The organism is Kluyvera georgiana ATCC 51603, assembly GCF_001654985.1.
Classification (GTDB): domain Bacteria; phylum Pseudomonadota; class Gammaproteobacteria; order Enterobacterales; family Enterobacteriaceae; genus Kluyvera; species Kluyvera georgiana.
The window spans coordinates 1-4,481 of sequence record NZ_LXEU01000059.1; the positions used below are offsets into that span (position 1 = coordinate 1).

Consider the following 4,481-nt stretch of genomic DNA (forward strand, 5'->3'; position numbering starts at 1 on the left):
AGTTACGTGCAAGTGATGCACAATACTCCACTTTTTTCCTCTCTATTCCTTCTGCGCCTAATTTACCTGAACCTGTTCCTACATATAACCGCAAGCCTTCCCCACGCAGATACGGTAAACTATCGCCGATTTAGCATCAGGAAAGCAGCTATGACTCACTCCCTAAAACCCTGGAATACCTTCGGCATTGACCACTGTGCAAAGCACATCGTATGCGCTGAAAATGAACAACAACTATTGAGCGCCTGGCAGAAAGCAACCCGTGAAGGGCAGCCGGTCATGATCCTGGGTGAAGGAAGCAATGTCCTGTTTCTGGAAGACTATTCCGGTACCGTGATCCTTAACCGCCTCAAAGGCATTGAGGTGAATGAAACCGCTGATGCCTGGCATCTACACGTCGGTGCAGGTGAAAACTGGCATCAGCTAGTGCGATATGCGCTGGATAACAATATGCCCGGCCTGGAAAACCTTGCCCTGATCCCAGGCTGCGCGGGCTCATCCCCTATTCAGAATATCGGCGCCTACGGCGTCGAATTACAGCACGTCTGCGAATATGTCGACTGTATTGAGTTGGCAACCGGAGAGCGCAAACGCCTCAGCGCCACAGAATGTCAGTTTGGTTACCGGGATAGCATCTTCAAGCATGCTTATCAGGAGCGTTTTGCGATTGTTGCTGTTGGCTTCTGCCTGGCCAAAGCATGGCATCCGGTACTGACTTACGGTGACCTTACACGCCTGGATCCGCAAACCGTCACTCCGCGTGAGGTTTTCGATTCAGTCTGCCATATGCGCATGAGCAAACTGCCGGATCCTAAGGTTAATGGCAACGCGGGCAGCTTCTTTAAAAACCCCGTGGTGAGTGCAGAATACGCACAGGCGCTGCTGGCAAACTTCCCGAAAGCACCGCATTACCCGCAGGCGGACGGTAGCGTTAAGTTAGCTGCTGGCTGGCTTATCGATCAGTGTCAGTTGAAAGGCCACGTTGAGGGGGGCGCAGCGGTACACCAACAGCAGGCACTGGTACTGGTGAACGTCAATAACGCCCAGAGTGGCGATGTGGTGAAGCTGGCTCATTATGTTCGCCAGCAGGTGGGCGACAAATTTAACGTCTGGCTGGAACCTGAAGTTCGCTTTATTGGTACTACGGGTGAAGTGAACGCGGTAGAGGTGATTCAATGAAAGACAATACGGTGCCATTAACGCTTATCTCACTGCTGGCCGATGGCGATTTTCACTCCGGCGAGCAGTTAGGTGAAACGCTGGGTATGAGCCGCGCGGCGATTAATAAACATATCCAGACGCTGCGTGACTGGGGAGTAGATGTCTTCACCGTACCAGGTAAAGGCTATAGCTTACCGGAACCTATACAACTGTTGGATGCTGAACGTATTCGCGGCGCAGTTGATTACGGTGATGTCGCCGTTCTCCCGGTTATCGATTCGACCAATCAGTATCTGCTTGACCGTATCGGTGAGCTGAAGTCCGGTGATGCTTGCGTCGCCGAATACCAGCAGGCGGGCCGTGGTCGTCGCGGCCGTAAATGGTTCTCACCGTTTGGCGCTAACCTGTATCTTTCCATGTACTGGCGTTTAGAGCAGGGGCCCGCCGCCGCGATTGGCCTGAGCCTGGCGATCGGTATTGTGATGGCAGAAGTCCTTCAGGAGCTCGGTGCGGATAAAGTGCGGGTGAAATGGCCAAATGACCTGTATCTGAATGACCGTAAACTATCGGGTATTCTCGTGGAGCTGACCGGTAAGACCGGCGATGCCGCGCAAATCGTCATTGGCGCCGGTATTAACCTGGTGATGCGTCGTGTTGAAAACGATGTGATTAATCAGGGTTGGATCAACCTCCAGGAAGCAGGGATCACCATCGATCGTAACGTTCTGGCCGCACGCTTGATTAATGAGTTACATGAAGCATTGCATCTCTTCGAGCAGGAGGGCCTGACGCCATATCTCTCACGCTGGGATAAATTGGATAACTTTATTAATCGGCCGGTGAAACTCATTATCGGTGATAAAGAAATCTTCGGTATTTCCCGCGGCATTGATACTCAAGGAGCGTTATTACTTGAGCAAGATGGGGTAATTAAACCGTGGATGGGCGGTGAGATTTCGCTGCGCAGCGCCGAATAAAAAAGGGAGCTTCGGCTCCCTTTTCTTTTATCTCATTTATTTCCGCAAACGCACTTGTTCAACGGAGTGGTTAGCGCTTTTCGTCAGAATTAAACTTGCACGCTCACGCGTTGGTAGGATATTTTCGTTTAAATTCCGTAGGTTAATTTCATTCCAAAGTGATGTCGCGACGTTAATGGCTTCTTCTTCGGAAAGCTGCGCATAGTTATGGAAATAAGAATCCGGGTCAGTAAAAGCCCCTTCACGGAATTTCAGGAAACGATTGATATACCACGACTGTAATAATTTTTCTGGCGCATCAACATAAATAGAAAAATCAACGAAGTCAGACACAAATACATGATGCGGATCGTGCGGATAATCCATCCCGCTCTGCAGAACGTTTAATCCCTCAAGAATGAGAATGTCCGGATGAGTGACCGTTTTATCGCCGTCAGGAATAACGTCATAAATCAGATGCGAATAGACCGGCGCGGTAACGTTCGGTACGCCAGATTTCAGGTCAGAAACGAACTTCACCAGTCGGTGCATATCATACGACTGCGGGAAGCCTTTCTTCTTCATCAGACCGCGCTCTTTAAGCACCTCGTTAGGATGCAGGAAACCGTCGGTGGTGATCAGCTCGACGCGGCGGTGTTCCGGCCAACGACTAAGCAGCGCCTGTAACACGCGCGCGGTTGTACTTTTCCCGACCGCCACGCTGCCGGCAATACTGATGATATAAGGAATGCGTTGGCCGTTAGTGCCGAGGAACTGCTCCAGCACCGCCTGGCGGCGCAGGTTAGAACTAATATAGAAGTTCAATAAACGTGACAAAGGCAAATAGATCTCCGCCACTTCCTCCAGCGACAGATCTTCGTTGATACCTTTTAAGCGCGTAATTTCGCCTTCAGTCAGGGTCATTGGCACGGAATCGCGCAGCGCTGCCCACTGGCTACGATTGAACTGTAGATAAGGTGTCATTAACGTTTGCTCTTGTTTTCTCATAAGCATGTTCTGGCTACCACGCTGACTGCACGCGACGCTTCACATTCAGTTAATCAGGACAATGGGCAGGAGGTTAACACCAGGTAGAAGAGAAAAAGAAGAAAAAATCCAAATTAGTGGTGCTTTCGTGAGAAAACGCCACAGTTTGTTCTCAACCAGGCGATTTGCCATTAATGAAGAAAGAGTACTAATAGAAGACAATGTGAAAATCTACGCTATCCAGCCTAAACTTTTGCTCTGGATATCGTTAAAGACGAGTAAAGCATCGCGAGACTATCGATTCACGGCGAGATTTTTGGACGTAAAAAAGACGTTTTGCTGAGTTTTTACGCGCAAATGCACAAAACGTGAGCGATAGAACATTTTATGCAATTTTTTAGTTGCATGTCACCGCATGTCTCCATAGAATGCGCGCTACTTGATGCCGACTTAGCTCAGTAGGTAGAGCAACTGACTTGTAATCAGTAGGTCACCAGTTCGATTCCGGTAGTCGGCACCATCAGGTGGGGTTCCCGAGCGGCCAAAGGGAGCAGACTGTAAATCTGCCGTCACAGACTTCGAAGGTTCGAATCCTTCCCCCACCACCACTTTCAGGCTAAGCATTGCGAAGCCAGAGTTGGTTGGTAAAATAACTAGCTCAAACAAAGGAAAGGGAGAGATCTCTTTCCTTTGGCACAGAAAGAACTGGGTAGCCGAGTTTTAGGATGCGGGCATCGTATAATGGCTATTACCTCAGCCTTCCAAGCTGATGATGCGGGTTCGATTCCCGCTGCCCGCTCCAGACGTGCTGATATGGCTCAGTTGGTAGAGCGCACCCTTGGTAAGGGTGAGGTCCCCAGTTCGACTCTGGGTATCAGCACCACTTCTCTTCTCCCTCCCATTTCTCTCTGTTCAAATTCAAGCATTCAACAATTCAGGCGTTTTGTCTGGTTGATGTGGTGATATCACCGATTTATCCGTGTATTAGAGGGACTATCGATGTCTAAAGAAAAATTTGAACGTACCAAACCGCACGTCAACGTCGGTACTATCGGCCACGTTGACCATGGTAAAACTACCCTGACCGCTGCAATCACTACCGTTCTGGCTAAAACCTACGGCGGTGCTGCTCGTGCTTTCGACCAGATCGATAACGCACCGGAAGAAAAAGCTCGTGGTATCACCATCAACACCTCCCACGTTGAATACGACACCCCGACTCGCCACTACGCGCACGTAGACTGCCCGGGGCACGCCGACTATGTTAAAAACATGATCACCGGTGCTGCGCAGATGGACGGCGCGATCCTGGTTGTTGCTGCGACTGACGGCCCGATGCCGCAGACTCGTGAGCACATCCTGCTGGGTCGTCAGGTT

At 50.3% G+C, this 4,481-nt stretch carries 4 protein-coding genes and 4 tRNA genes; 7 read left to right on the forward strand and 1 reads right to left on the reverse strand.

Annotated elements, in window-relative coordinates; genetic code table 11:
- Positions 1-150: 150 nt before the first annotated feature.
- Positions 151-1,179 carry a UDP-N-acetylmuramate dehydrogenase gene (murB, locus tag M989_RS14615; protein WP_064546525.1) on the forward strand — a complete coding sequence of 343 codons (1,029 nt, stop codon included), beginning with the start codon at positions 151-153 and terminating at the stop codon, positions 1,177-1,179.
- Positions 1,176-2,138, forward strand: coding sequence for a bifunctional biotin--[acetyl-CoA-carboxylase] ligase/biotin operon repressor BirA (gene birA / locus M989_RS14620; protein WP_064546527.1), 963 nt, complete (start codon positions 1,176-1,178; stop codon positions 2,136-2,138). Before murB ends, birA begins: the two co-directional genes overlap by 4 nt.
- Positions 2,139-2,174: 36 nt before the next feature.
- Here the strand turns inward: birA and coaA are convergent, their stop codons facing one another.
- Positions 2,175-3,125 carry a type I pantothenate kinase gene (coaA, locus tag M989_RS14625; protein WP_064546529.1) on the reverse strand — a complete coding sequence of 317 codons (951 nt, stop codon included), beginning with the start codon at positions 3,123-3,125 and terminating at the stop codon, positions 2,175-2,177.
- A gap of 423 nt (positions 3,126-3,548) precedes the next feature.
- On the opposite strand from coaA, the gene M989_RS14630 reads away from it, so the two are divergent.
- The 5 genes from M989_RS14630 to M989_RS14650 form a co-directional block, all read left to right on the forward strand.
- Positions 3,549-3,624, forward strand: a tRNA-Thr gene (locus tag M989_RS14630).
- Positions 3,625-3,627: 3 nt separating this feature from the next.
- A tRNA-Tyr gene (locus tag M989_RS14635) sits at positions 3,628-3,712 on the forward strand.
- Between the two features lie 119 nt (positions 3,713-3,831).
- Positions 3,832-3,906: transfer RNA gene (locus tag M989_RS14640), tRNA-Gly, on the forward strand.
- Between the two features lie 5 nt (positions 3,907-3,911).
- A tRNA-Thr gene (locus tag M989_RS14645) sits at positions 3,912-3,987 on the forward strand.
- A 116-nt stretch (positions 3,988-4,103) separates the two neighbouring features.
- Positions 4,104-4,481: GTP-binding protein (locus M989_RS14650; protein ID WP_047050242.1), on the forward strand; the 378-nt coding region annotated here is incomplete at its 3' end.

Bases quoted from the DNA above. Each gene is read 5' to 3' on its own strand.
- coaA (WP_064546529.1), bottom strand. From the start codon at position 3,125: ATGAGAAAACAAGAGCAAACGTTAATGACACCTTATCTACAGTTCAAT.
- birA (WP_064546527.1), top strand. From the start codon at position 1,176: ATGAAAGACAATACGGTGCCATTAACGCTTATCTCACTGCTGGCCGAT.
- murB (WP_064546525.1), top strand. From the start codon at position 151: ATGACTCACTCCCTAAAACCCTGGAATACCTTCGGCATTGACCACTGT.